The sequence below is a fragment of the Pseudomonas sp. BF-RE-21 genome, assembly GCF_019947305.1.
Lineage (GTDB): Bacteria > Pseudomonadota > Gammaproteobacteria > Pseudomonadales > Pseudomonadaceae > Aquipseudomonas > Aquipseudomonas migulae.
The window spans coordinates 1-25,693 of record NZ_JAGYGF010000073.1 but is presented as its reverse complement, the minus strand read 5'-3'; the positions used below and the strand labels follow the sequence as shown (position 1 = coordinate 25,693).

Below are 25,693 nucleotides of genomic sequence, written 5' to 3'. Positions count from 1 at the left end.
CGATGACCTGAAGCAACTCGCTGTCGAAAACTGCGTAACTCTTTGTTTACCAAGGAGTTTTCCGTTTCGACTGCGCCGGAAGTGGGGCGAATTATAGACTTCCAGAATCTGCCGTCAACCCCTAATTCCAGCTTTATTCGGATTTGAGCGAAATACGCGCAAATGCCTTCTTGCCAGCCTGGCAAACATGGGTCGCGCCCAACACGTATATAAAGGTGCGATCCACAACCTCACCATCTATACGTACACCGCCGGAATTCAGCAGATCACGCGCTACCGCCGAGTTCTTCACCAGGCCTGCCTTATTAAGGACAGCAGCGATCGGCATATCTTCAGTAGCGGTCAACTCGATTTCCGGCAGATCGTCCGGCAGCTCGCCATCCTTCATACGATTGCCCGCCGCACGGTGAGCATTGGCCGCAGCCTCTTCACCATGGAAGCGCGCAACGATCTCTTCGGCCAGCTTGATCTTGATGTCGCGCGGATTGGCACCCGCCTCGACATCGGCACGGAACGCATTGATCTCATCCATGGAACGGAAGCTGAGCAATTCGAAGTAACGCCACATCAGCGCATCCGGAATCGAAACCAGCTTGCTGTACATCACTCCCGGCGCTTCCTGAATACCGACGTAGTTGCCCAAGGACTTGGACATCTTCTTCACGCCATCCAGACCTTCAAGCAACGGCATGGTCAGAATGCACTGAGGATCCTGACCATAACCGCGCTGCAGCTCACGCCCCATCAACAGGTTGAACTTCTGATCGGTACCGCCCAGCTCGACATCCGCGCGCAAGGCGACCGAGTCGTAACCCTGAACCAGCGGATAGAGGAACTCATGGATGGCGATTGGCTGATTGGTCGTGTAGCGCTTGTCGAAATCGTCGCGCTCGAGCATGCGAGCAACGGTGTACTGCGAAGTCAGGCGAATGAAGTCGGCCGGCCCCATCTGATCCATCCAGGTGGAGTTGAACGCCACCTCGGTTTTGGCCGGATCAAGAATCTTGAAAACCTGAGTCTTGTAGGTCTCGGCATTCTCGAGAACCTGCTCACGGGTTAGCGGCGGACGCGTAGCGCTCTTGCCGCTCGGATCACCGATCATCCCGGTGAAGTCACCTATAAGGAAGATCACCTGATGCCCCAGCTCCTGGAACTGGCGCAGCTTATTAATAAGCACCGTGTGACCCAGGTGCAAATCCGGCGCGGTCGGATCGAAGCCTGCCTTAATACGTAGCGGCTGGCCACGCTTGAGCTTTTCGATCAGCTCGGACTCGACCAACAGTTCTTCTGCACCACGTTTGATCAGCGCTAGCTGCTCTTCAACCGACTTCATAACAGACCCGCAAGGCTCGAATTCAAAGGGAACCAACCATACAAGATCACGCGTCAAATACAAAGTTTGGCCGGCGCAATGACGCCAATCCGCTGACAGAGTGACCACGGACTTGCTTCAGAGATGATTTGGTTATATTTTATACAGTTATTTCATCTTCATCATGTCATTCATCTTTTCCAATTCATCTTTTTCAAAGTCAAAATTACCTATGACCAAAGAATCGTCTAAAGCGCCTCCGCTTTACCCGAAGACCCACCTGCTCGCAGCAAGTGGTATCGCCGCCCTTCTGAGCCTGGCGCTTCTGGTATTTCCTTCCAGTGATGTAGAAGCCAAAAAGACGACACTGAGTCTTGAACTGGAAAGCCCTGCTGAACAACTGACACAAGATCAAGACGCTGCCGACGTCGCCCAAGCCACAAATGAGCCGGCAACTTCCCCTTTTGCGCAGATCGAAGACAGCGCCGAAGAGTCCCAGGAAACTGCCCAGGCCAAACCCGCGCCGGTTGTCGAAGAAAAGAAGGGTCCCAATCACAGGGAAGTGATCGTCGCCAAAGGCGATACGCTCTCCACGCTGTTCGAGAAAGTCGGCCTTCCGGCCACTTCGGTGCATGAAGTATTGGCCAGCGACAAGCAGGCCAAGCAATTCAGCCAACTCAAACACGGCCAGAAACTCGAATTCGAACTGAACCCCGAAGGCCAGCTGACCAACCTGCACAGCAAGGTCAGCGACCTCGAAAGCATCACCCTGACCAAGAATGACAAGGGTTATGTGTTCAACCGCATCACCGCCAAGCCTACCGTGCGCTCCGCCTACGTTCACGGCGTGATCAACAGCTCGTTGTCGCAGTCCGCCGCGCGCGCCGGCCTGTCCCACAGCCTGACCATGGACATGGCCAGCGTGTTTGGCTATGACGTCGACTTCGCCCAGGATATTCGCCAGGGTGACGAGTTCGACGTGATCTACGAACAGAAAGTCGTCAACGGCAAGGCTGTCGGCAATGGCCCGATACTTTCCGCACGCTTCACCAACCGCGGCAAGACCTACACCGCCGTGCGTTACACCAACAAACAAGGCAACAGCAGCTACTACACTGCTGACGGCAACAGCATGCGCAAGGCGTTTATCCGCACCCCGGTAGACTTTGCCCGCATCAGCTCGAAATTCTCCATGGGCCGCAAACACCCGATCCTGAACAAGATCCGCGCTCACAAAGGCGTCGACTACGCAGCTCCGCGCGGCACGCCAATCAAGGCGGCCGGTGACGGCAAGGTGTTGTTGGCCGGCCGTCGCGGCGGTTATGGCAATACCGTGATCATCCAGCACGGCAACACTTATCGCACGCTGTACGGCCATATGCAGGGCTTTGCGAAAGGTGTCCAGACGGGCAGCTCCGTCAAGCAGGGTCAAGTGATTGGCTATATCGGCACTACCGGCCTGTCCACTGGCCCGCATCTGCACTACGAGTTCCAGGTCAATGGTGTGCACGTCGATCCACTAGGTCAAAAAGTGGCGATGGCCGATCCAATTTCCAAAGCAGAACGGGCACGTTTCCTCGCGCAGAGTCAGCCTCTGATGGCGCGTATGGACCAAGAGAAATCCACCCAACTGGCTTCGAGCAAGCGCTAAGCCATGACGCGCTATATAGGTGTGATGTCCGGAACCAGTCTCGATGGCCTGGACATCGCGCTGGTTGAGTTGAACCCGGCGATCAGACTGGTCGCCACGCACTACATTCCCATGCCTGATTCCCTGCGCACCGAGTTGCTTGGCTTGTGCGCCAGCGGCCCGGACGAGATTGCCCGCTCCGCCATCGCCCAGCAAAACTGGGTCACCCTGGCGGCGCAGGGCATTCACACCCTTCTTGATCAACAAAACCTGAACCCCGAAGACATTCGCGCGATTGGCAGCCATGGCCAGACCATTCGCCACGAACCGGCACGCGGCTTCACGGTACAGATCGGCAACCCTGCCCTGCTGACCGAATTGACCGGCATCACCGTGGTCAGTGACTTCCGCAGTCGCGACGTTGCGGCCGGCGGGCAAGGCGCACCACTGGTGCCAGCGTTTCACGAAGCGCTGTTTGAAGAGCAGGCGGGCAACCGCGCAGTATTGAACGTCGGCGGTTTCAGCAACCTCAGCCTGATCGAACCCGGCCAACCCGTAGCCGGTTTCGACTGCGGCCCCGGGAACGTGCTGCTGGACGCGTGGATTCATCAGCAACGGGGCGAAAATTTTGATCGTGACGGCCAATGGGCAGCCAGCGGCCAAGTCGAACCTGTTCTGTTGAAAGCGCTACTCAGTGATCCGTTCTTCGTGACCAAAGGCCCGAAGAGCACCGGCCGTGAAGTGTTCAATCTGCCATGGCTGACACAGCATCTTTCGCAATTGCCGACCTTCGCCGCCGAAGACGTGCAAGCAACACTGCTTGAGCTGACCGCGCTGACCATCGTCGAATCATTGCAAAGCGCCCAGGCGGATACCCGAGAGTTGCTGGTCTGCGGCGGCGGTGCGCACAACGCCACGCTGATGAAGCGCCTGGCCAGCCTGCTGCCAAACGCGAACGTCAGCAGCACCGCCACTCATGGCGTTGACCCGGACTGGGTCGAAGCCATGGCCTTCGCCTGGCTGGCTCATTGCTGCCTGGAAGGTATCGCGGCCAATCGTCCAAGCGTCACCGGCGCTCGCGGCCTGCGCGTACTCGGCGCCATCTACCCGGCCTGAACGCCAGACAGCAAAACGCCGCAGAGCCCTGAGGCCATGCGGCGTTTGTAATGCGGTGAATCGCGATCAGATCGAGAACGAAGAGCCGCAGCCACACGTGGTGCTGGCGTTCGGGTTCTTGATCACGAAACGCGAACCTTCCAGACCTTCCTGATAATCCACCTCGGCACCTGCCAGGTACTGGAAGCTCATCGGATCGACGACCAGGCTCACGCCCTCACGTTCGACGATGGTGTCGTCATCGGCCACTTCTTCATCGAAGGTGAAGCCGTACTGAAAACCTGAACAACCGCCGCCCGTAACGAATACGCGCAGCTTCAAGCGATCATTCCCCTCTTCATCGACCAGGCTCTTCACCTTGTGCGCGGCACCGTGGGTGAATTGCAAAGCCGTGGGGGTGAAGGATTCGACGCTCATGCTGACTATCTCCCGGCGTTACGCCGCCATAATGCGTGATGACGCGCATTATCCGCTTCTCCTAGAAAAGCGGTCAACTATTGTTACGGTATATCAATAAACCCGATTGCCGGCTCGAAACGCAAAAAGGCCCGTTCAACGGGCCTTTTTGCTGAGCGGGCTAAAGCCTTACGGCAACATGCCAGCGTGCGACAAGCCCAGACGCTCATCCAGACCGAACAGGATGTTCAGGTTCTGCACCGCCTGACCCGACGCACCTTTTACCAGGTTATCGATGACCGACAACACCACCACCAGGTCACCGTCCTGCGGACGATGCACGGCGATACGGCAGACGTTGGCGCCGCGCACGCTGCGGGTTTCCGGGTGGCTGCCTGCTGGCATCACATCAACGAACGGCTCGTTGGCATAGCGCTTTTCAAACAGTGCCTGCAGATCCACCGAACGATCCACGACCGTCGCGTAGAGCGTCGAGTGAATGCCGCGAATCATCGGCGTCAGGTGCGGAACGAAGGTCAGGCCGACATCCTTTCCTGCAGCACGACGCAGACCCTGGCGAATTTCCGGCAAGTGACGGTGACCTCTGACGGCGTAGGCCTTCATGCTTTCCGACGTCTCGGCGTACAGCGAACCTACGGCCGCGCCACGACCGGCACCGCTGACGCCGGATTTGCAGTCAGCGATCAAGCGCGTGGTATCGGCCAGACCGGCTTCGAGCAATGGCAGGAAACCCAATTGCGTAGCCGTTGGATAGCAACCCGGTACGGCGATCAGGCGAGCCTGCTTGATCTGTTCGCGATTGACTTCCGGCAAGCCGTAGACCGCTTCTTCCAGCAGCTGCGGCGCACCGTGCGGCTGGCCGTACCACTTGGCCCACTCATCGGCATCTTGCAGACGGAAGTCCGCGGACAGGTCGATGACCTTGGTTCCGGCCGCCAGCAGTTCACCGGCCAGCGCGTGGGCAACACCGTGAGGCGTGGCGAAGAACACCACGTCGCAGGCGCCCAGGGTCTTGATGTCCGGAACGCTGAACGCCAGGCCGTCGTAATGGCCGCGCAGGTTCGGATACATATCAGCCACGGCCAGACCGGCCTCGGATCGGGAAGTGATCACTACCACTTCTGCCTGCGGATGCTGTGCCAACAGACGCAGCAGTTCGACACCGGTGTAACCCGTGCCGCCGACGATACCGACCTTGACCATAAACCTGCCCTCAACGAACCCACTGGAAAGCCGTCGATAATAGGGCCCGTATCGCCCTGCGACAACCGTCAAGGTGACGTGCGGACGCTCTACCCTCTACTATCTTCGCTACCGTGAACCTGGGAATAACCAAAAATGCTTTATCTGTGGCTCAAAGCGCTTCATATCATCAGCATGGTCTGCTGGTTTGCCGGCCTGTTTTACCTGCCGCGCCTGTTCGTCTATCACGCCCAAAGCGAAGACACCGTCAGCAAGGAACGCTTCAGCCTGATGGAGCGCAAGCTGTATCGCGGCATCATGGGCCCGGCGATGATCGCCACGCTGGTTTTCGGCATTGCGCTGATTGGGCTGAACCCAGGCATATTCAGCCAAGGTGCCTGGATTCACGCCAAATTGACGCTGGTGGTGATCCTGATCGGCTACCACCACATGTGCGGCGCGCAGGTGAAACGATTTGCCCGTGGCGAGAACACCCGCAGCCATGTCTTTTATCGCTGGTTCAATGAAGTGCCGGTTCTGATATTGCTGGCTATCGTAATTCTGGTCGTCGTTCGGCCGTTCTAACTTCAATCGGCACCACTCACCGGGGTACTTCCAATGTCGCTGCCCGCTTTGCTCGAACAACGTTTGCGCCTGCCCGTGGTGGCTGCGCCGATGTTCCTGATTTCCAACCCGCAACTGGTACTCGCCTGCTGCCGTAATGGCGTGGTCGGCAGCTTCCCCGCGCTGAACCAGCGTGAGAGCAGCGGCTTCAAGGCCTGGCTGGAAGAGATCGAAGCAGGGTTGGCGACAATGGAAAACCCGGCGCCCTACGCCGTGAACCTGATCGTCCACAACAGCAACCCGCGCCTGCAAGCAGACCTGGAGATCTGCATCGAGCACAAGGTACCGATCGTAATCACCAGCCTTGGCGCCGTGAAAGAACTGGTCGACGCAGTCCACGGCTACGGCGGCCTGGTATTCCATGACGTAACGACTCGTCGCCACGCAGAGAAAGCAGCGGAGGCTGGCGTAGATGGCTTGATCGCCGTTGCCGCAGGTGCCGGTGGACATGCGGGTACCTGGAGCCCGTTTTCGCTGATTGCCGAAATCCGCCAGTTCTTCGACAAGACGCTGCTGCTGGCCGGCTGCCTCAATCACGGTCACGAGATACTCGCGGCACAATTGCTCGGTGCGGATCTGGCCTACTTCGGTACGCGATTTATCGGCACCACTGAAAGCCATGCGCCTGAGGCCTACAAGGAGATGCTGCTGACATCCAGAGCGGCAGACATCATTCATACTCCAGCGGTGTCGGGTGTTCCGGCGAGTTTCATGCGCCAAAGCCTGGAAGCCGCCGGTTTCGACATGGCGGCGTTGCAAAACAAAGGCGAGGTCAACTTCGGCTCCAAACTCAAGCCATTGAGCGATGAAGCCAAGGCCTGGAAAACCGTGTGGTCCGCCGGCCAGGGCGTTGGTGAAATCGACGATTTACCGAGCGTGGATCAATTGGTTGCCCGGCTGGACGCTGAATACCGCCAGGCGCTGGAGCTGGCAGCACAACTGCCGAAACGCTGGCCGCGTTAGCAGGAAATTTGGCCAGTCATCCTCGACTGGCCTTACACTCCGGGCTCGCAACTCTCTAACTATTCAAACACCCGCGACAAGGATGCTTCGCAATGAGCGACAACCGTTTCAAGATCGTATTCGACGGCGCTCTGCTGCCAGGGATCGACCTCACCACCGCCAAACTCAATCTGGCGGCGTTGTACAAAAGCGAAGTGGCAGCCGTCGAACGACTGTTCAACGGACAGGCTGTTACGCTCAAGCAAGGCCTGTCGCAGACTGACGCGCAAACCTACCTTCAGGCGCTGACGAAAACCGGCATCGAAGCCCGCATTGAAGCCGAGCCCTCGATTGAACTGAACCTGGCCGACGCTCACCACCACGCCCCCGCCAGCAGTAAACCCGCGTTCGCAGAACCAGAGTCGCCGTACGCACCACCTCAGGCCAGGGTCGGCGAAAACCTGCCGCCGTTCGGCACGCTCAAGCCTTTTGGCGTCGAAGGACGAATCGGCCGTTTGCGCTATCTGGCCTGGACCATGGTGGCGACGCTGGTCATGCTCGGCGTCGGGTCGGTCGTCGCCATTTTCGCCATCGCCCTGATCGCCAGCGACTCGACTGCTGGCCTGATTGTCGGCGGCCTGGTGGTGGTGCTCCTGTGCATCGCCATCGCGGTCGTCACCGTTCAGATCAGCGTTCAGCGCCTGCACGACATCGGCTGGTCCGGCTGGCTCTGGCTGCTCAATCTAGTGCCGTTCATAGGCAGCTTCTTTCCGTTTGTGCTCATGTGCGTGCCGGGCAACACCATCGCCAATCGCTACGGCCCACCACCACCGCCAAACACCACCGCAGTCAAAGTGTTGTCTTCGCTGTGGGTGGTATTCATTGCCCTCGTCTTTATCGGTGTATTGGCCGGTGCTTTCAGTGCGATCCAGCAAGAGTACGAGGACGCTGCCGGACTCAGCTATGACAGCAGCTCGCTAACCACCGAAGAAGTGGAAGTCGAGCCCGCCGAAGAGGCGGAACAAGTGCCGGATTCCGCAGACGAGGAAGCCCAATAAGCCCCGGCCCCTGTAGACTCTGCGAAAGAATGAACAGCGCTCCCCGCCCGTGACACCTGCGTCGCAGGCGCGGAGCTGTTGCGATGGAGAACTGCATGACCCGTTACGCTCTGATCACTGGCGCTTCCAGCGGCATCGGCCTGGCGATGGCCGAAGCGCTGGCCCGCCGTGGCCGCAGCCTGATTCTGGTGGCCCGACAGCGTGATCAGCTGGAAAGTATTGCAATTGAACTGACCCAACGTTTTGGCGTGGAGGTGTTGTTCCGCGCCTGCGACCTCGGCGAGCCGCTGCGCCTGTCCGGATTTCTGCTGGAACTGGAAGAAGGCGACCGGCAGATCGACTTGCTGGTGAACTGCGCCGGCATCGGCACCTGCGGCCCATTCCTCGCGCAGGACTGGATGACCGAACAAGACCTGATCGAAGTGAACATTCTGGCCCTCACTCGCCTGTGCCATGCCATCGGCAACAGCATGGCCTTGCAGGGCGGTGGGCAGATCTTGAACGTCGCCTCGGTTGCAGCGTTCCATCCCGGCCCGTGGATGAGCACTTACTACGCCAGCAAAGCCTATGTACTGCACTTTTCCGAAGGGCTGCGCGTCGAGCTGAAGAAATGCGCAGTCAAGGTTTCCGTACTCTGCCCCGGCCCGACCCGCACCGCGTTTTTCCGCACCGCACAACTGAACAGCGACAAACTGGTCGACAGCAAACTGCTGATGAGTCCGGAGGAAGTCGCGCTCTATACCGTGCGGGCTCTGGATAAGAATCGCGCCATTATTATTCCGGGCCGGCTGAACCGCTGGTTCGCTTTCCTGCCACGGCTCGGCTCACGCTGGCTGATCAGGACCATCACAGGCATGGTCAACAAGGCCTATTGCCCGCGCTGACCTGGCCTCAAGGCAAAAGGCTGGGCTCGGGGATCACCCATGAGTACACTCAGGCCAGCCCAAACAACGGAGAAAACAGCTGTGGATACTCTGTTCACCAAGATCATCAACCGGGAAATCCCGGCGAAGATCATTTACGAGGACGACCAGGTACTGGCCTTCCACGACATCGCCCCGCAGGCACCGGTGCATTTCCTGGTGATCCCGAAGAAACCGGTGCGCACCTTGAACGACCTCACCGAGGACGACAAGGCATTGGCCGGGCATATTCTGTTCACTGCCCAGCGCCTGGCACTGGAACTGGGTTGCGAAAAAGGTTTTCGCGTTGTCATGAACTGCAATGAAGAAGGTGGGCAGACTGTCTACCACATTCATATGCATGTGCTGGGTCAGCGTCAGATGCACTGGCCGCCGGGTTGATCCATCCCGCATTACTGTAGGAGCGAGGCTTGCCCGCGAAAAGGTCGATGCGGTTGTTCAGATAGACCGCATTATCGTTCTTCGCGGGCAAGCCTCGCTCCTACAGGGTTGATGACCCAGCGCAAACCTTCCCCGGCCGATTGGGTTAAACTGGCCGCCGAGATTCCTCCCGGAGATCAGCATGACTACCCAACGTCACTACTCGCCCATTGACCGTCTTCTGCTGCAAGCCGATGCCGCGATGCGTACCCTGCTGCCCTTCAGCGGCCAGCCGTACCGTCCGTCCCCTGCGATCGTGCAGCCGGAAACGCAAATGAGCGACGAAGACACCCGGCACGTCGCCGGTCTGATGCGCATCAACCATACCGGCGAAGTCTGCGCCCAGGCGCTGTATCAAGGGCAGGCCCTGACCGCCAAGTTGCCGCAGGTGCGCGCCGCCATGGAACATGCTGCTGAAGAAGAGATCGACCATCTGGTCTGGTGCGAGCAACGCATCAAGCAGTTGGGCAGCCATACCAGCATTCTCAACCCGCTGTTCTACGGCATGTCATTCGGGATTGGCGCGGTGGCCGGGTTGATCAGCGACAAGGTCAGCCTGGGTTTCGTTGCGGCTACCGAGCATCAGGTGTGCAAGCACTTGAACGAACACCTTGAGCAACTGCCGGCCGAGGACGAAAAGTCCCGGGCGATTCTTGAGCAGATGCGTGTTGATGAAGAGCAACATGCCGAAAGTGCGCTGGAGGCTGGGGGCTTTCGTTTTCCGGCGCCGGTGAAGTTCGGGATGAGCTTGATGGCCAAGGTGATGACCAAGAGTACCTACAGAATCTGACGATTGTGTTGTTCGTTAGGGCCTCTTCGCGGGCAAGCCTCGCTCCTACATGGGATCTGCGGCAATAAAAAAGGCGACTGCCGTGAGGGAGTCGCCTTTTTTTGTGCTCGCGAGAATCTTAGGTCGGCATGTTGCGCGCGTAGAAGATTTCGAGCATTTCGTGTTTCACACGATCCGTCACTTGGGCGCGTTGCTCAGGGGACAGGTTGTTGGTCGCGTCGCCGAACAGGTAGTTATCCAGTTCGAAGTTCTTCAACAGCATTTTGGTGTGGAACAGGTTTTCCTGGTACACGTTCACGTCGGTCATCTGGTACGCGTCGCGGGTGTCTTCGGACAGGTAGTTCTGGATCGAGTTGATCTCGTGATCGATGAAGTGCTTGTTGCCTTCGACGTCACGGGTGAAACCGCGCACACGGTAATCCACGGTCACGATGTCTGAATCGAACTGGTGAATCAGGAAGTTGAGCGCTTTAAGCGGTGAAATGACACCACAGGTCGACACGTCAATGTCCACACGGAAGGTCGCAATACCGTCGTCCGGATGGATTTCCGGGTAGGTGTGCACCGTGATGTGGCTCTTGTCGAGGTGGGCCAGGATGATTTCGGGCAACGGGCCCGGAGACTCTTCGATCTGGCTGTCGGTCGGGGTCACCGGCTCTTCAGAGATCAGAATCGTGACGCTGGCGCCTTGTGGGTCGTAGTCCTGACTGGCAATGTTCAGGATGTTGGCACCAATGATATCGACAACTTCCGTGAGGATCTGCGTCAGGCGTTTCGCGTTGTACTCTTCATTGATGTACTCGACGTAAGCCTGCTGGTCTTGCGGGGTTTCCGCGTAGCAGATGTCATAGATGTTGAAGCTCAAGGTCTTTGTCAGGTTATTGAACCCGTGGAGCTTGAGTTTGCTTTTCACCGTTAAAAACTCTCTATGTATTGCGGCCCGGGCCGCGTGATCAAGCATGCCCGTCAGATGCGTACGACGCACCTGCGTAGGACGGTTAACACCTCTTCGCGATGGCGATTTTGGTTGTCTGTTCGGGCGAGCGGTCTGTCGGTTGACGGACCACTACCCTGAAAAAAGTGGCGCATTATGCAGACGTCAGCTTGGGATCGCCAGAGTCTGCACCGCTTTTATGATAGTTGAATGTCGAATCAACCGAGTTCGATGATTTCGTAGTCGTGGGTAATCGCGACACCCGCCGCGCCGAGCATGATCGAGGCCGAGCAATACTTCTCGGCAGACAGCTCGATGGCGCGCTTGACCTGGGCTTCTTTCAGCCCGCGGCCCTTGACCACGAAGTGCATGTGGATCTTGGTGAAGACCTTCGGGTCCTCGGTCGCGCGCTCGGCTTCGAGGAAGGCTTCGCAGCTTTCGACGGCCTGACGGGACTTCTTGAGAATGCTGACCACGTCGAAATTGCTGCAACCGCCGACACCCAGCAGGAGCATTTCCATCGGCCGGACACCCAGGTTACGACCACCGGCATCGGGCGGACCGTCCATGACCACGACATGACCGCTACCGGATTCGCCGAGGAACATGGCTTCGCCAGCCCATTGGATGCGTGCCTTCATCGCCAAGACTCCACTGTATAAAAAAGGGTCGCCAGCTTAGCACAGGGCCCTGGATTGACAGCGCTCGCCGTCCTAGGACAGAACCTTTTGCTTTGTAGGTAAAATCTCGAATATTGCAGGAAGTGTCTGTTAAGCTGGCGCCAATTCGCTGGCGCATTGCCAGCTTTGTAGCAACCTCAGTGCCTCATAAAAAAACCAAACACACCGTGCAGTCTTTCCGGGATACAACCATGGTTGCTATTGCCCCTACACCCAAGATCAAGAACCTCGACAAACTGTTGATGCATTGCCAGCGCCGTCGCTATGCGGCCAAGAGCAATATCATTTGCGCCGGCGACCGCTCGGAGACGCTGTTCTTCATCATCAAAGGCTCGGTCACCATCCTGATCGAGGATGATGACGGCCGTGAAATGATCATTGCCTACCTGAACTCCGGAGACTTCTTCGGCGAGTTGGGCCTGTTTGAACAGGCCGGTCTCGAACAGGAGCGCAGCGCCTGGGTGCGCGCCAAGATCGAGTGCGAAGTCGCGGAAATCAGCTACGCCAAATTCCGCGAACTGTCCCAGCAAGACCCGGACATTCTTTACGTACTTAGCGGACAAATCGCACAACGCCTGCGCAACACCACACGCAAGGTCGGTGACCTCGCATTCTTCGACGTGACAGGCCGCGTTGCCCGTTGCCTGCTGGAATTGTGCAAACAGCCCGATGCGATGACCCACCCCGATGGCATGCAGATCAAGGTGACCCGTCAGGAAATCGGGCGGATTGTCGGGTGTTCCCGGGAGATGGTCGGTCGCGTTCTTAAAGATCTGGAAGAACGCAACCTGGTGGACGTCAAAGGCAAGACCATGGTGGTCTTCGGGACGCGCTAAGCCTTGAACATGTCTGCCAGCAACTGGCGATAGAGTGCATCGAGCCGTGCCAATGCGTCAGGCGCGGCGAACTTCTCATGGAGCGCGATGTGGCTTTCGGCGCGGACCCGTTGCTCCAGGCCGCACGCTTCATTGAAGCGATTGACCGCCGCGACCATTGATTCGCGCTCGTTATCCAGCAACAACGCACCGTGCACCAACCCGACCGGACGCGTGCCGCCCTTGCTCTGGCGCCAGCGCTGGGCGGTGCCGACCATCTTGCGACCGTCGAGATTGACGTTGAAACGGCCATCGCAAAATGCGCCGTCGATTTCGCCCAGGGACGAAACGCCGCCCAGTTCATCCAGCAACTGACAGATCGGATCGCAGAGCCTGCGATAGGCGGTTTCGATGCGGTTCTGGTCGCCTTCGCTACGCGGCGGCGCGTAGACCAAAGCGATGTTGATGGTGGAAGCCGACTGCGGCACGGGCTCACCGCCGGTTTCACGCAACAGCACAGGCCAACCGGCAGCGGCGGAGACTTCGCAAGCGTGATCGAAACCGGGCAGGCGATTCAAACGGCGCGGCATGACCAGAGCCCGATCGCTTGGCTGCCAGAACAACAGGCCAAACTCTGAATCGTCTGCACAGACCGACGCCAGCAAATCCTGTTCGGCTTGCAGGCCGGCTTCGATGGTCAAGGAAACAGGAGAGGTCATAAGGTCTTCCATAGGACGGTCAGTCTGTGGTGCTTCTTATGCCGCCATCGCGAGCAGGCTCGCTCCCACATTGGATCTTTGCCGTTAGCAAAACCCTTGTGGGAGCGAGCCTGCTCGCGATGGCGTCGATTCGGTCTGCAGGTTATCAGTCGAGTGTCGAACCACTCACCGGAACACCACGCTCCGGGAAGAACAGACGCTGAAGCTCAGTGCCCGGGCTTTCGGCGCGCATGAACGCTTCGCCGACCAGGAACGCATACACGTCGCTGATTTCCATCAGCTCGACATCGGCCCGATTGAGGATGCCGCTTTCAGTGATCACCAACCGGTCACGCGGAATCCGCGGCAACAAATCCAGCGTGGTTTCCAGACTGACGTCGAAGGTGTGCAGGTTGCGGTTGTTCACGCCGACCAGCGGCGTGTCGAGGGTTTTCAAGGCCCGCTCCAGTTCGTCGCCGTCATGGACTTCCACCAGCACGTCGAGGCCAACGCTTTTTGCCACCGCCGCCAACTCGGCCATTTTCACGTCGTCCAGCGCGGAGACGATCAACAGCACGCAGTCCGCGCCCAACGCACGGGCTTCGACGATCTGATACGGATCGATCATGAAATCCTTGCGGATCACCGGCAGTTTGCACGCCGCCCGGGCCTGTTGCAGATACGCATCTGCACCCTGGAAATAATCGATATCGGTGAGCACTGACAGGCAGGTCGCGCCGCCCTTCTCGTAGCTCCTGGCGATATCGGCAGGAACGAAGTTCTCGCGAATCACGCCTTTGCTCGGCGAAGCTTTCTTGATTTCAGCAATGACCGCTGGCTGCTTCAGCTTGGCCTGCGCCAGCAATGCCTTGGCAAAACCACGGGGTGCATCGGCCGCCTTGGCCAGACTTTCCAGCTCGGCCAGGCTCACACGAGCGCTACGCTCGGCGACTTCCTGGACTTTGCGCGCCAGAATGTTTTCCAGAACCGTCGGTACACTCATCCCTCATTCTCCACTTTGAATACCGCGGTAAATGCACCCAACTCCTCAAGTTTTTCCCGAGCGAGGCCTGTGTGCAGCGCATCGTGCGCCAGGGCAACGCCTTCTTTCAAACTGGTCGCCAGGTCGGCGGCATAGAGTGCAGCACCGGCATTGAGCACGATCATCTCGGCAGCTTTCTGACCGCTCTCGGTCTTGCGCTTGCCCAGGGCATCGCGAATCAGCTCAAGCGAAGCGGCCGGGCTTTCCACCGCCAGGCCGTGCAGGCTCTGGCTCTTCATGCCCAAATCTTCCGGCTCGACCCAATACTCGGTGATCTGGTCATTCTTCAATTCCGCCACGTAGGTCGGCGCAGCCAGACTGAATTCGTCCAGGCCGTCTTTCGAGTTCACCACCAGCACATGCTTGCTGCCCAGTCGCTGCAAGACTTCGGCCAATGGCCGGCACAGCGCCTGGCTGAACACGCCCACCACCTGATGTTTCACGCCGGCCGGATTCGTAAGCGGGCCGAGCATATTGAACAGGGTACGCAGACCAAGATCCTTGCGCGGGCCGGCGGCGTATTTCATGGCTTTGTGATGAGTCTGGGCAAACATGAAACCGATGCCGACGTTGTCGATGCAACGCGCCACCTGAACCGGCGTCAGGTTCAGATAGATGCCCGCCGCCTCCAGCAGATCGGCGCTGCCGCTTTTACCCGAGACCGCACGGTTACCGTGCTTGGCCACGGTGCAACCGGCGGCTGCCACCACAAAGGACGAAGCCGTCGAGACGTTGAAAATGTTCGCCCCATCGCCGCCGGTGCCGACCACATCAACCACGCCGTCGAGGGTCTTTAGTTCGACCTTGTCCGCCAGCTCGCGCATGACCGACACGGCGCCGACGATCTCGTCGATGCTTTCGCTCTTCATGCGCATGGCCATCATGAACGCGCCGATCTGCGCGTCCGTGCATTGCCCGGTCATGATCTCGCGCATCACATCGCGCATTTCATCGGTGCTGAGGTCGAGTTGATCGACGATACGGCTGAGGGCTGTCTTGATATTCATGGGAAGTCCTTAGCGCGTGCCGCCGGTTTGTTTGAGGAAGTTGGCGAACAACTCGTGGCCCTGTTCGGTCAGGATAGACTCAGGGTGAAATTGCACACCTTCGATGTTCAGCGTCTTGTGGCGCAGGCCCATGATCTCGTCGACCGAACCGTCTTCAAGCTGAGTCCAGGCGGTCAGCTCCAGGCAGTCCGGCAAGGTTTCGCGCTTGACGATCAACGAGTGATAACGCGTGACGGTCAGCGGATGGTTCAGGCCTTCGAAGACACCTTTGTCCTCATGGAACACCGGGCTGGTCTTGCCGTGCATCACCTGGCGGGCACGAACCACATCGCCACCGAAGGCCTGGCCGATGGATTGATGGCCCAGGCACACGCCGAGAATTGGCAGTTTGCCGGCGAAATGCTTGATGACGTCAATCGAGACGCCCGCTTCGGTCGGCGTGCAAGGACCGGGCGACACAACGATGCGCTCAGGGTTGAGGGCTTCGATTTCGGCAACGGTCAGTTCATCGTTGCGCACGACTTTGACCTGGGAGCCTAGCTCACCGAGGTATTGCACAACGTTGTAGGTAAAAGAGTCGTAGTTATCGATCATCAGCAACATGGCTTGAGAACCTCTTGAATTCACGGACTATAAAGGCTGCCTTCGAATGAGCGACCCGCAGCGCTTTGTCAGCCAAAGCGACATGGCATACGGGTCACGTTCATCGGTCAGCTTTCCGGGGTTTGTTCAGCCAGGGCGACTGCGCGGAACATGGCACGACGCTTGTTCAGGGTTTCTTCCCATTCCAGCGCCGGCACCGAGTCGGCAACGATGCCGCCACCGGCCTGCACGTGCAGTTCGCCGTTCTTGATCACGGCGGTGCGAATCGCAATCGCCGTGTCCATGTTGCCGTTCCAGGCAAAGTATCCGACCGCGCCGCCATAGACGCCACGCTTGACCGGCTCCAGTTCGTCGATGATTTCCATCGCGCGAATTTTCGGTGCGCCGGACAAGGTGCCCGCCGGCAGGATCGCCCGCAATGCGTCCATTGCCGTCAGCCCGGCTTTCAGTTGCCCGGTGACGTTGGAAACAATGTGCATCACGTTGGAGTAACGCTCGATAACCATTTTCTCGGTGAGCTTCACCGAGCCGATTTCCGATACGCGACCGGTGTCGTTACGACCCAGGTCGATCAGCATCAGGTGTTCGGCGATTTCCTTGTGGTCGGAGAGCAGGTCTTTCTCCAGCGCCAGGTCTGCCTCTTCGTTGGCCCCACGCGGACGGGTGCCGGCAATCGGGCGAACGGTGATCAGATTGTCTTCGACCCGCACCAGCACTTCCGGTGAACTGCCGACGACGTGGAAGTCGCCGAAGTTGAAGAAGTACATATAAGGCGTCGGGTTGAAGCAACGCAGCGCCCGGTACAGATCAATCGGCGCCGCCTTGAAGTCGATCGACATGCGCTGGGACGGCACGACCTGCATGCAGTCACCGGCCAGGATGTATTCCTTGATGGTGTCGACGGCTTTTTCGTAATCGTCCTGGGTAAAACTGGAGCGGAACACCGGGTCAGCCGATTGTTGCTTGCTGAAGTCCAGGCCTCGGCGCGGGGTGATTGGCTGGCGGAGTTTTTCCAGCAGCTCTTGCAGGCGCGCCTGACCTTGCTCGAAGGCATCGTCCTGCGACGGGTCGGCCAGGACAATCGCGTGCATTTTGCCGGCGAGGTTGTCGAACACCACCACTGCATCGGACACCATCAGCAGAATGTCCGGCACGCCCAGCGGATCCGGGTTCGGGCACTTGCCCAGACGCTTTTCCACATAACGCACGCAGTCGTAACCGAAGTAACCCACCAAGCCGCCGTTGAAGCGTGGCAGACCAGGAATGGTCGGTACGTTGTAACGGGCTTTGAATTCTTCGACGAACGCCAGCGGGTCTTGCGCTTCATGGCTTTCGATCTCGACGCCGTCATGGGTCACGCTGACGTGATGGTCATGAACCCGCAGCACGGTGCGGCACGGCAGGCCGATGATCGAGTAACGGCCCCACTTCTCCCCGCCCTGCACGGATTCGAGCAGGTAGGAATTGGGCTCGTCAGCCAGTTTCAGGTAGATCGACAGCGGCGTGTCGAAATCGGCCAGGGTTTCGCAGGCAAGCGGGATGCGGTTATAGCCGGCAGCGGCCAAACGCAGGAATTCTTCGCGGATCATGGGGTAGCCTCGTGGCTTGAGGTGCTAACAGTCAGGTATGCAAACGCGCCGGTAGACCGGCCAGGAACAAGTCAGGCGCGCCAACGCCAGCGGGCCAGGGCCTTGATGACTTTCATCCAGAGTTTGCGAGTGACCACCACGATGGCGTTTCCAGAAGGGGGTTGAACAGCGTCGACCAACGTTATCTCAGCGGCCGGATCCAGGCAACCGGGAATTAGCTTGCGCAGGTCGTCGATGACCAGCGCCGGCGACTCTTCGGCAATCGGCCGACCGTGGTTATAACCATAACTGAGGGCCACGCATTTGACCCCCGCCGCTTTCGCCGCCAGCACATCGCTGCGCGAATCGCCGACAAACAGCGATTGCGACGCCGGGATGTTGGCCATTTTCATCACGAAAAACAGCGCTGCCGGGTCAGGTTTCTTCTGCGGCAAGGTATCGCCGCCGATGATCCATTTGAAATAGCGGCCGATTTTCATCTGATCCAGCAACGGTGCGACGAAGCGCTCCGGCTTGTTGGTGATCAGCGCCATCTCTACGCCTTGCTTGTTCAGCCACTTGAGGGTGTCACGCACGCCGGGGTAAACCACCGTCAGGTCGTGACCGTCCTCGTAAAAGCCGTTGAACAATTCCAGGGCATGTTCAGCCTCGACATCATCGACACCTTCGGCGTCGATGTGATTGGCCAGGGCCCGGCGCACCAGCATGTGCACGCCGTTGCCGACCCAGTCACGCACCGATTCGATGCCGACAGGCTGGCGCCCAAGTTTGAGCAGCATGTTATCCACCGCCGCGGCGAGGTCAGGGACCGAATCGACCAGCGTGCCGTCCAGATCGAACATCACCAGCCGTGGCAGACGCCCCGGGAACAGCTGCTCAAAGCCACTCATGGACGGGCCAGCGCCAGTTCGGAACGCATCTTCTCGATGACTTCCTGGTAGTTCGGCGCGTTGAAGATCGCCGAGCCGGCCACGAAGGTATCGGCGCCAGCCGCCGCGATTTCACGAATGTTGTTCACGTTCACGCCGCCGTCGATTTCCAGGCGGATGTCACGGCCCGAGGCATCGATCAATGCGCGTGCTTCACGCAGCTTGTCGAGGGTGCCGGGGATGAACTTCTGCCCGCCGAAGCCCGGGTTGACGCTCATCAGCAGGATCATGTCGACCTTGTCCATCACGTACTTGAGCACGTCCAGCGGGGTCGCCGGGTTGAACACCAGGCCCGACTTGCAGCCGCCTTCGCGGATCAGTTGCAGGGAACGGTCGACGTGCTGCGTGGCTTCCGGGTGGAAGGTGATGTACGTCGCGCCGGCCTCGATGAAGTCGCCAACGATGCGGTCAACCGGGCTGACCATCAGGTGCGCGTCGATCGGCGCGGTTACGCCGTACTTGCGCAGCGCGGCACAGACCATCGGGCCGATGGTCAGGTTCGGCACGTAGTGGTTGTCCATGACATCGAAGTGCACGAAGTCGGCGCCGGCGGCCAGAACGTTGTCCACTTCTTCACCCAGGCGGGCGAAGTCGGCGGAGAGAATCGACGGAGCAATTACGAAGGGCTGCATGACGCACCTTTTCTGAGCAGAATCACGATGGCGCGCATTGTATACCTCATGCTTTGACGCGCGCACCGTAAGGACGATGATCAGTAGGCCGCGCGGTAGATCTTCTCGATATCAATCGCACTCAGTTTGCGTGGATTGTTGCGCATCAGGCGTTCGATACCCGCGGCTTCCAGGGCCAAGGCCGGAATCGCATCCTCTGGAACACCGAAACTGCGCAGGCCCGACGGGATTTCTACCGCTGCGCACAACGCGGTCATCGCCTCGACGGCTTTGTCCGCGGCGTCATTGGCGCTCAGATGAGCGGTCTTCACGCCCATGGCTTCGGCAATATCCTGCATGCGCTCGACGCAGGCCATCTTGTTCCAGGTCATGACGTACGGCAGCAACAAGGCGTTGCTGACGCCGTGGGCGATGTTGAAACGCCCGCCCAGCGGATACGCCAGCGCATGCACCGCGCCGACCCCGGCATTGCCGAACGCCATGCCGGCCATCAGGCTGGCGGTGGCCATGTCTTCACGCGCCTGCAGATTGGAGGGATTGGCGTAGGCCTTGGGTAGCGCCTGGGTGATCAACTTGATCGCGCCGATGGCCAGCGCGTCGGTAATCGCTGAAGCATTGAGGGACAAATAAGATTCGATGGCGTGCACCAGCGCATCGACGCCACTGGCAGCGGTGACACTGCGCGGGCAGGTCAGGGTCATTTGCGGGCTGACCAGCGCCACGTCCGGCAACAGATAGTCGCTGATGATGCCCTTTTTCAGCTGCGCGACCTTGTCGGAGAGGATCGCGACGTTGGTCACTTCCGAGCCGGTGCCGGCGGTGGTCGGGATGGCGATCAGCGGCGGGCCCTTGCGCGGCACCTGGTCGATGCCGAACAGATCCTCCAGCGCGCCGTGATAACCGGCATACGCGGCAACACTTTTGGCGATGTCGATCGCGCTGCCGCCGCCCAGGCCGATCAGCCCGTCGTGCCCGCCTTCGCGGTAAACGCGCATGCAGTCTTCGACGATGGCGATTTCCGGGTCTGGCAGTACACGGTCGAAAATCTCGTAGCTACGGTCCCCCAACTGCGCGAGCGCCAGCTCCACCGTGCCGGATTTGACCAGCGCGGCGTCGGTGACGATCAGCGGGTTGTCGATGTCCAGGCGCGTGAGCTCGGCGGACAGTTGCTCGATGGCAGCTGCGCCGGTGATCAGTTTGTGTGCGATTTTGAAAGAGGAAAGACTCATCGTGCGCAGCCTCTTATAGATAGGGGAGCTGGGCACAATAGTAGCTGGGGATTGGGGTTTGTCTGCTATTCAGGGTGTGAATGATCAAACATGGGAACAACACAAATCTAATGTAGGAGCGAAGCTTGCTCGCGAAGGGGCCATGTCAGTCAACATCGATGCTGAATGTTCCGGCCTCTTCGCGAGCAAGCTTCGCTCCTACAAAATCAAAAGCTGATCAGACTTGGGCGGTGCGCAGTTTTTCGCTGCGGCCACGCAGCCATTCCAGGGTCAGCAGCAGGATCACCGAGAAGGCGATCAGCAGCGTTGCCGCGGCGGCAATCGTCGGGCTGAGGTTTTCGCGGATACCGCTGAACATCTGCCGTGGCAAGGTCGCTTGCTCCGGACCGGCGAGGAACAACGTCACCACCACTTCATCGAACGAGGTCGCGAAGGCAAACAGCGCACCGGAGATCACACCCGGCGCAATCAGCGGCAAGGTCACGCGGCGGAAAGCGGTCAGCGGCGAAGCACCGAGGCTGGCAGCGGCGCGCACCAGGTTGTGGTTAAACCCCTGCAACGTTGCCGACACCGTGATGATCACAAACGGCACACCCAACACCGCGTGCACCACGATCAACGAGAAGAAGCTGTTGCCCAGGCCCAGCGGTGCAAAGAACAGGTAACTCGCGACGCCGATGATCACCACCGGCACCACCATCGGCGAAATCACCAACGCCATCACCAGCGCCTTGCCCGGGAAGTCGCCCCGAGTCAGGCCAATCGCCGCCAGCGTACCGAACACCATCGCCAGCACTGTCGCCGCCGGGGCGACGATGATGCTGTTCTTCAGTGCACGCATCCATTCCGCCGAGGCGAAGAAGTCCTGATACCAATGCAGCGAAAAACCTTGCAGCGGATACACCAGGAAACTGCCCGAGTTGAACGACAACGGGATGATCACCAACACCGGCAGAATCAGGAACAGCAAAATCAAGCCGCAGAGAATCCGCAAGCTGTAGAACCACACCCGTTCGATGGGCGACATATAAGGACTCAGCATTTCGATTCTCCCCTTAGCTCAGGCGCAGGCGACTGGCGCCCACCAGCCAGCTGTAAATCAGATAAAGCACCACGGTCGCCAACAGCAGCAGCCCACCGAGTGCGGTCGCCATGCCCCAGTTGATGCTGGTGTTGGTGTAGAAGGCGACGAAGTAACTGACCATCTGATCGTTCGGGCTACCCAGCAAGGCCGGGGTGATGTAGTAGCCGATAGCGAGGATGAACACCAACAGGCAACCGGCACCGACACCGGCATAGGTCTGCGGGAAGTACACCCGCCAGAAACTGGCGAACGGGTGGCAGCCGAGGGAAATCGCGGCGCGCATGTAGGTCGGCGAGATGCCTTTCATCACGCTGTAGATCGGCAGGATCATGAACGGCAGCAGGATGTGCACCATCGAGATGTAGACCCCGGTGCGGTTGAACACCAGCTCCAGCGGCTTATCGATGATGCCCATGGCCATCAGGCCGCTGTTGATCAGCCCGCCCGATTGCAGCAATACGATCCACGCGGCGACGCGCACCAGAATCGAGGTCCAGAACGGCAGCAACACCAGGATCATCAGCAGGTTGCTTTGACGCGACGGCAGATTAGCCAGCAGGTAAGCCAACGGATAGGCGAGTACCAGGCAAATGGCGGTGATGATCAGGCCCATCCAGAAGGTGCGGGCGAAGATGTCGAGGTAAATCGCCTGATCGGGCGTGGCCGGGGCGATTTCGCCGAGGTCGTCGATGCGGTGATCGACCGCTGCCAGCAAGTAGTACGGCGTGATGTTGCTGGTGTTGCGGCGCACCGCTTGCCAGTAGGCCGGGTCGCCCCAACGCTCGTCGAGCCCTTCCAGCGCGTCTTTATAAGAGGCCGGTTCGGTAGCGAACGGCAAGGCGCGGGCGGTTTTGGTCAGCAGGCTGCGATAGCCGGCCAGCTCCATGTTCAAGCGCTTGGACAGGTCGCCCAAGGTCTGATTCTTGCGCGCTTCAGCGAGGTCTTCGCTGGCCGCTTTGTAAACCGGTTCAGCGGGCAGGCCACGGCCGTCCCAGCTGGCGATGGCCGCCACGGTGCGCGGCATGCCGCCGACCACTTCCGGGTTACCAACGCTTTTGTAGAGCAGCGCCACGATGGGCACCAGGAACACCAGCAACAGAAACAGCACCAATGGCGCGATCAAGGCCTGGGCCTTCCAGCGGTTGATCCGCTCGGCGTGCTTGAGCCGCTGCTTCAAGGTGGGGTCAGTGCCCGCGTTCAGGGGAATGGCGGTGGCCATGGCGTACTCCGGAAATCTTTGATCGTTACAGAGGCGGCATCCATTGACCGCGAGGCCGCCTCTGTTCTTGATAACTACACATCCCCCCCGTAGGAGCGAAGCTTGCTCGCGAAGGCAGCGTGTCAGTCAACATTGCTGTTGAATGTGCTGACGTCTTCGCGGGCGAGCCTCGCTCCTACGGGAGTCGATAAGCCCACGGGGTGGTCTTATTTCGCAGCCCAGGAATTGAAGCGCTGCTCCAGTTGCTCGCCGTTGTCAGCCCAGAAGCTGACGTCGATCTGCACTTGGTTGGCGATGTTTTCCGGGGTGGTCGGCATGTCTTTCAGGACATCCTTGGACAACAGCGGTACGGCTTGGGTGTTGGCCGGGCCGTAGGCGATGTTTTCCGAGTAGGTCTTCTGCTGCTGCGGCGCCACCGAGTACGCGATGAATTTCTTCGCCGCTTCAGCACGTGCCTTGTCCAGGCCTTTTGGAATGGCCCATGCGTCGAAGTCGTAGATACCGCCGTTCCACACGACTTTCAGGTTGCTTTCTTTCTGCACGGCAGCGATCCGGCCGTTGTAGGCCGAGCTCATGACCACGTCACCGGAAGCGAGGTACTGCGGCGGTTGTGCGCCGGCTTCCCACCACTGGATGTTTGGTTTCAGCTCATCAAGCTTCTTGAACGCGCGGTCCTGACCGTCTTTGCCGGCCAGCACTTTGTAGACGTCTTTCGGCGCAACGCCGTCGGCCATCAGTGCGAATTCCAGGGTGTACTTGGCGCCTTTACGCAGGCCGCGCTTACCCGGGAATTTCTTGGTGTCCCAGAAATCCACCCAGCTGGTGGGTGCGGAGGCCAGCTTGTCAGCGTTGTAGGCCAACACGGTCGACCACACGAAGAAACCTACGCCGCAAGGCTGGATAGCGCCTTTGACGTAGTCTTCGGTCTTGCCGAACAGCGCCGGGTCGAGTTGCTCGAACATGTCTTCGTCGCAACCGCGGGACAGTTCTGGCGACTCAACTTCCACCAGATCCCAGGACACGCTCTTGGTGTCGACCATGGCTTTGACCTTGGCCATCTCGCCGTTGTACTCGCCCGCTACGATCTTGCCGTTACCCGCCGCTTCCCACGGTGCGTAGAAGGCTTTGACCTGCGCGGCCTTGTTCGCCCCGCCAAAGGACACCACGGTCAGGTCCGGGCCCGCCGCCATCGCGTGTGCCGCACCGATCATGCCCATGACCAGGGCGGTGAATTTCAGGGATCTCAACATTTATTGTTCTCTCCACGTGCAGGGTTGGTTGAAGCAGGGGGCGATCAGTTCGCCTCTAGAAGTGGGTCGAGCGCGCGAACGTGTTCGACCTCCCAGCCAAGCGGTACCACGTCGCCGACAGCGAGCCCGGGATCGAGCTCGGCAATCGGTTGTTTCACGAAGAAGTCGGTCTTGCCGCAGACTTCCAGGCGAACCCGGACGTGGTCGCCCAGATAGATGAATTCCGCCACCCTCCCTGAGAAGCGGTTGACACAGGACTCGCTCGAACCATTGAGGCTCACGCGTTCCGGACGAATCGACAGCGTGACGGGTTCGCCGGTCTTGCCGACATTGACCGCCAGCGCTTCAACCTTTTCACCGCGACCGAGTTCGACGATGCAACGATCGCCGGTCTGGCTGTGCAGGCGGCCGTTGAGACGGTTGTTCTCGCCGATGAAGTTGGCGACGAAGGTGTTTTTCGGTTCTTCGTAGAGGCTGCGTGGAGGGGCGATCTGCTGGATTTCGCCCTGATGGAACACCGCCACGCGGTCGGACATGGTCAGGGCTTCGCCCTGGTCGTGGGTCACGTAGACCACGGTCACGCCGAGGCGCTGGTGCAGATGCTTGATCTCCATCTGCATGTGTTCGCGCAGTTGTTTGTCGAGTGCGCCGAGGGGTTCGTCCATCAGCACCAGTTGCGGTTCGAACACCAATGCACGGGCCAGGGCCACACGCTGTTGCTGACCACCGGACAGTTGCGCCGGATAACGCTGGGCGAAGGTCTCGAGCTGAACCATGCTCAGGACACGTTTGACCCGGTCGCTGACATCGCTCTTGTTCAAGCCGCGCACGGTCAGCGGGAACGCGAGGTTCTCGGCGACGGTCATGTGCGGGAACAATGCATAGTTCTGGAACACCATGCCGATGTCGCGCTTGTGCGGCGGCACGTTGTTGATGGCGCGCCCGGCCAGGAGGATTTCACCGGCGGTCGGGGTTTCGAAACCGGCGAGCATCATCAGGCTGGTGGTTTTGCCGGAACCGGATGGCCCGAGCAACGTGAGGAACTCGCCTTTGCGAATGTCCAGGTTGAGGTCTTTGACGATCAGGTTCTCGCCGTCGTAGCTCTTTTGCACTCCACGAAAGCTGACCAGAATGTCATTGGCCCCTGCGCTTGAATCGACCTGGCTCATACCCACACCTTTGTTATTGATGACTGCTGTGGACTAAGCCTAGTGGACGCTGGGGAGCACGCAAATCGGGGCGCAGGAGAGAATCGCCTCAGCCGGATGGAAGGTTGGGGGTAGGGATTGCCCTACAAGGATGGCGGGGATGGATAGGTTGGCGGCGATTGTCCAGCTGCAACCCACAGGAACGGGCAATAGCGATTTGGCGGGATGTCGCAAATGGATATGAGGTTGAGCATTTCTGTAGGAGCCGGCTTGCTGGCGATGGCGTCATTGAGATCGCCATCACCGGTAAGCCGTGCGCCTAAAGATCAACCGACGCCCAGTGCGCGCAAATCCAGTCGACCGTCCTTCAGCGGTGGGCACCAGTAGTAGCCGCCGGTGATCGGGCGACTGATGCGGTAC

Annotated in this window: 26 protein-coding genes and 1 pseudogene; 9 read left to right on the top strand and 18 right to left on the bottom strand. The window is 59.3% G+C overall.

The genetic code is table 11. The features are described from left to right. Positions 1-133 precede the first annotated feature (133 nt). Positions 134-1,333 carry a tyrosine--tRNA ligase gene (gene tyrS, locus KGB25_RS28370; protein ID WP_008027125.1) on the bottom strand — a complete coding sequence of 400 codons (1,200 nt, stop codon included), beginning with the start codon at positions 1,331-1,333 and terminating at the stop codon, positions 134-136. A 211-nt stretch (positions 1,334-1,544) separates the two neighbouring features. Here tyrS and KGB25_RS28365 point away from each other — a divergent pair, with 211 nt between their 5' ends. Both KGB25_RS28365 and KGB25_RS28360 read left to right on the top strand, forming a co-directional pair. After that, positions 1,545-2,963 carry a peptidoglycan DD-metalloendopeptidase family protein gene (locus KGB25_RS28365; RefSeq protein ID WP_223437658.1) on the top strand — a complete coding sequence of 473 codons (1,419 nt, stop codon included), beginning with the start codon at positions 1,545-1,547 and terminating at the stop codon, positions 2,961-2,963. Positions 2,964-2,966: 3 nt separating this feature from the next. Next, positions 2,967-4,058: an anhydro-N-acetylmuramic acid kinase gene (locus tag KGB25_RS28360; protein ID WP_223437656.1), complete on the top strand. Its 1,092-nt coding sequence runs from the start codon at positions 2,967-2,969 to the stop codon at positions 4,056-4,058. A 66-nt stretch (positions 4,059-4,124) separates the two neighbouring features. Here the strand turns inward: KGB25_RS28360 and erpA are convergent, their stop codons facing one another. After that, the gene (erpA, locus tag KGB25_RS28355; RefSeq protein WP_007947969.1) at positions 4,125-4,475 is read right to left on the bottom strand and encodes an iron-sulfur cluster insertion protein ErpA; all 351 of its coding nucleotides are present in this window, start codon (positions 4,473-4,475) and stop codon (positions 4,125-4,127) included. Positions 4,476-4,643: 168 nt separating this feature from the next. Then, positions 4,644-5,678: an N-acetyl-gamma-glutamyl-phosphate reductase gene (argC, locus tag KGB25_RS28350; RefSeq protein WP_223437654.1), complete on the bottom strand. Its 1,035-nt coding sequence runs from the start codon at positions 5,676-5,678 to the stop codon at positions 4,644-4,646. A gap of 135 nt (positions 5,679-5,813) precedes the next feature. Here argC and hemJ point away from each other — a divergent pair, with 135 nt between their 5' ends. The 6 genes from hemJ to coq7 all read left to right on the top strand — a co-directional run bounded on the left by hemJ (position 5,814) and on the right by coq7 (position 10,414). Next, complete coding sequence (gene hemJ / locus KGB25_RS28345; protein WP_008027117.1) at positions 5,814-6,242, top strand: protoporphyrinogen oxidase HemJ; 429 nt, start codon at positions 5,814-5,816, stop codon at positions 6,240-6,242. A 33-nt stretch (positions 6,243-6,275) separates the two neighbouring features. Beyond that, on the top strand, positions 6,276-7,244 hold the full coding sequence (locus KGB25_RS28340) for an NAD(P)H-dependent flavin oxidoreductase (RefSeq protein ID WP_192229290.1): 969 nt from the start codon (positions 6,276-6,278) through the stop codon (positions 7,242-7,244). Between the two features lie 92 nt (positions 7,245-7,336). Next, a complete protein-coding gene (locus tag KGB25_RS28335; protein ID WP_223437652.1) occupies positions 7,337-8,281 on the top strand; it encodes a DUF805 domain-containing protein in 945 nt (314 codons plus the stop codon). Between the two features lie 95 nt (positions 8,282-8,376). Next, a complete protein-coding gene (locus KGB25_RS28330) occupies positions 8,377-9,165 on the top strand; it encodes an SDR family NAD(P)-dependent oxidoreductase (protein WP_032828658.1) in 789 nt (262 codons plus the stop codon). Between the two features lie 81 nt (positions 9,166-9,246). Further along, complete coding sequence (locus KGB25_RS28325; protein ID WP_008027110.1) at positions 9,247-9,585, top strand: histidine triad nucleotide-binding protein; 339 nt, start codon at positions 9,247-9,249, stop codon at positions 9,583-9,585. Positions 9,586-9,766: 181 nt separating this feature from the next. After that, positions 9,767-10,414 (top strand): 2-polyprenyl-3-methyl-6-methoxy-1,4-benzoquinone monooxygenase, encoded by a 648-nt coding sequence (gene coq7, locus KGB25_RS28320; RefSeq protein ID WP_008027108.1) that lies wholly within the window; start codon positions 9,767-9,769, stop codon positions 10,412-10,414. Positions 10,415-10,532: 118 nt separating this feature from the next. Here the strand turns inward: coq7 and speD are convergent, their stop codons facing one another. Together speD and KGB25_RS28310 are read right to left on the bottom strand one after the other, a co-directional pair. Beyond that, positions 10,533-11,327, bottom strand: a complete 795-nt coding sequence (gene speD, locus KGB25_RS28315) for an adenosylmethionine decarboxylase (protein ID WP_008027106.1) — start codon at positions 11,325-11,327, stop codon at positions 10,533-10,535. A 239-nt stretch (positions 11,328-11,566) separates the two neighbouring features. Beyond that, positions 11,567-11,989, bottom strand: coding sequence for an OsmC family protein (locus KGB25_RS28310; RefSeq protein WP_007941657.1), 423 nt, complete (start codon positions 11,987-11,989; stop codon positions 11,567-11,569). A gap of 230 nt (positions 11,990-12,219) precedes the next feature. On the opposite strand from KGB25_RS28310, the gene crp reads away from it, so the two are divergent. Next, positions 12,220-12,864 carry a cAMP-activated global transcriptional regulator CRP gene (crp, locus tag KGB25_RS28305; protein WP_008027103.1) on the top strand — a complete coding sequence of 215 codons (645 nt, stop codon included), beginning with the start codon at positions 12,220-12,222 and terminating at the stop codon, positions 12,862-12,864. Here the strand turns inward: crp and KGB25_RS28300 are convergent. The 13 genes and pseudogenes from KGB25_RS28300 to KGB25_RS28240 form a co-directional block, all read right to left on the bottom strand. Further along, positions 12,861-13,562: a biotin/lipoate A/B protein ligase family protein gene (locus tag KGB25_RS28300; protein ID WP_223437649.1), complete on the bottom strand. Its 702-nt coding sequence runs from the start codon at positions 13,560-13,562 to the stop codon at positions 12,861-12,863. The two genes, crp and KGB25_RS28300, sit on opposite strands and share 4 nt — an antisense overlap. Before the next feature lie 145 nt (positions 13,563-13,707). Then, complete coding sequence (trpC, locus tag KGB25_RS28295; RefSeq protein ID WP_008035982.1) at positions 13,708-14,544, bottom strand: indole-3-glycerol phosphate synthase TrpC; 837 nt, start codon at positions 14,542-14,544, stop codon at positions 13,708-13,710. Next, positions 14,541-15,590: an anthranilate phosphoribosyltransferase gene (gene trpD / locus KGB25_RS28290; RefSeq protein ID WP_008027097.1), complete on the bottom strand. Its 1,050-nt coding sequence runs from the start codon at positions 15,588-15,590 to the stop codon at positions 14,541-14,543. The genes trpC and trpD overlap by 4 nt, the downstream gene beginning before the upstream one ends. 9 nt (positions 15,591-15,599) lie before the next feature. Beyond that, positions 15,600-16,193, bottom strand: coding sequence for an aminodeoxychorismate/anthranilate synthase component II (locus KGB25_RS28285; protein WP_008027095.1), 594 nt, complete (start codon positions 16,191-16,193; stop codon positions 15,600-15,602). Positions 16,194-16,300: 107 nt separating this feature from the next. Further along, positions 16,301-17,782, bottom strand: a complete 1,482-nt coding sequence (gene trpE, locus KGB25_RS28280) for an anthranilate synthase component I (RefSeq protein WP_223437646.1) — start codon at positions 17,780-17,782, stop codon at positions 16,301-16,303. 71 nt (positions 17,783-17,853) lie between these two features. Further along, on the bottom strand, positions 17,854-18,672 hold the full coding sequence (locus KGB25_RS28275) for a phosphoglycolate phosphatase (protein ID WP_223437642.1): 819 nt from the start codon (positions 18,670-18,672) through the stop codon (positions 17,854-17,856). Then, on the bottom strand, positions 18,669-19,343 hold the full coding sequence (rpe, locus tag KGB25_RS28270; RefSeq protein WP_008035979.1) for a ribulose-phosphate 3-epimerase: 675 nt from the start codon (positions 19,341-19,343) through the stop codon (positions 18,669-18,671). The genes KGB25_RS28275 and rpe overlap by 4 nt, the downstream gene beginning before the upstream one ends. 80 nt (positions 19,344-19,423) lie before the next feature. Next, entirely contained in the window at positions 19,424-20,572 is a 1,149-nt protein-coding gene (locus KGB25_RS28265; RefSeq protein WP_223416347.1) for an iron-containing alcohol dehydrogenase, read from the bottom strand. A gap of 217 nt (positions 20,573-20,789) precedes the next feature. Further along, complete coding sequence (locus KGB25_RS28260; RefSeq protein ID WP_008027084.1) at positions 20,790-21,614, bottom strand: ABC transporter permease; 825 nt, start codon at positions 21,612-21,614, stop codon at positions 20,790-20,792. A 13-nt stretch (positions 21,615-21,627) separates the two neighbouring features. After that, positions 21,628-22,875, bottom strand: a complete 1,248-nt coding sequence (locus KGB25_RS28255; RefSeq protein WP_008027082.1) for an ABC transporter permease — start codon at positions 22,873-22,875, stop codon at positions 21,628-21,630. Between the two features lie 206 nt (positions 22,876-23,081). Beyond that, positions 23,082-24,125, bottom strand: coding sequence for an ABC transporter substrate-binding protein (locus KGB25_RS28250; protein ID WP_008035977.1), 1,044 nt, complete (start codon positions 24,123-24,125; stop codon positions 23,082-23,084). Between the two features lie 44 nt (positions 24,126-24,169). After that, on the bottom strand, positions 24,170-25,294 hold the full coding sequence (locus KGB25_RS28245; RefSeq protein WP_008027079.1) for an ABC transporter ATP-binding protein: 1,125 nt from the start codon (positions 25,292-25,294) through the stop codon (positions 24,170-24,172). 305 nt (positions 25,295-25,599) lie between these two features. Continuing rightward, positions 25,600-25,693: pseudogene (locus KGB25_RS28240) on the bottom strand (peroxidase); the annotation flags it as partial.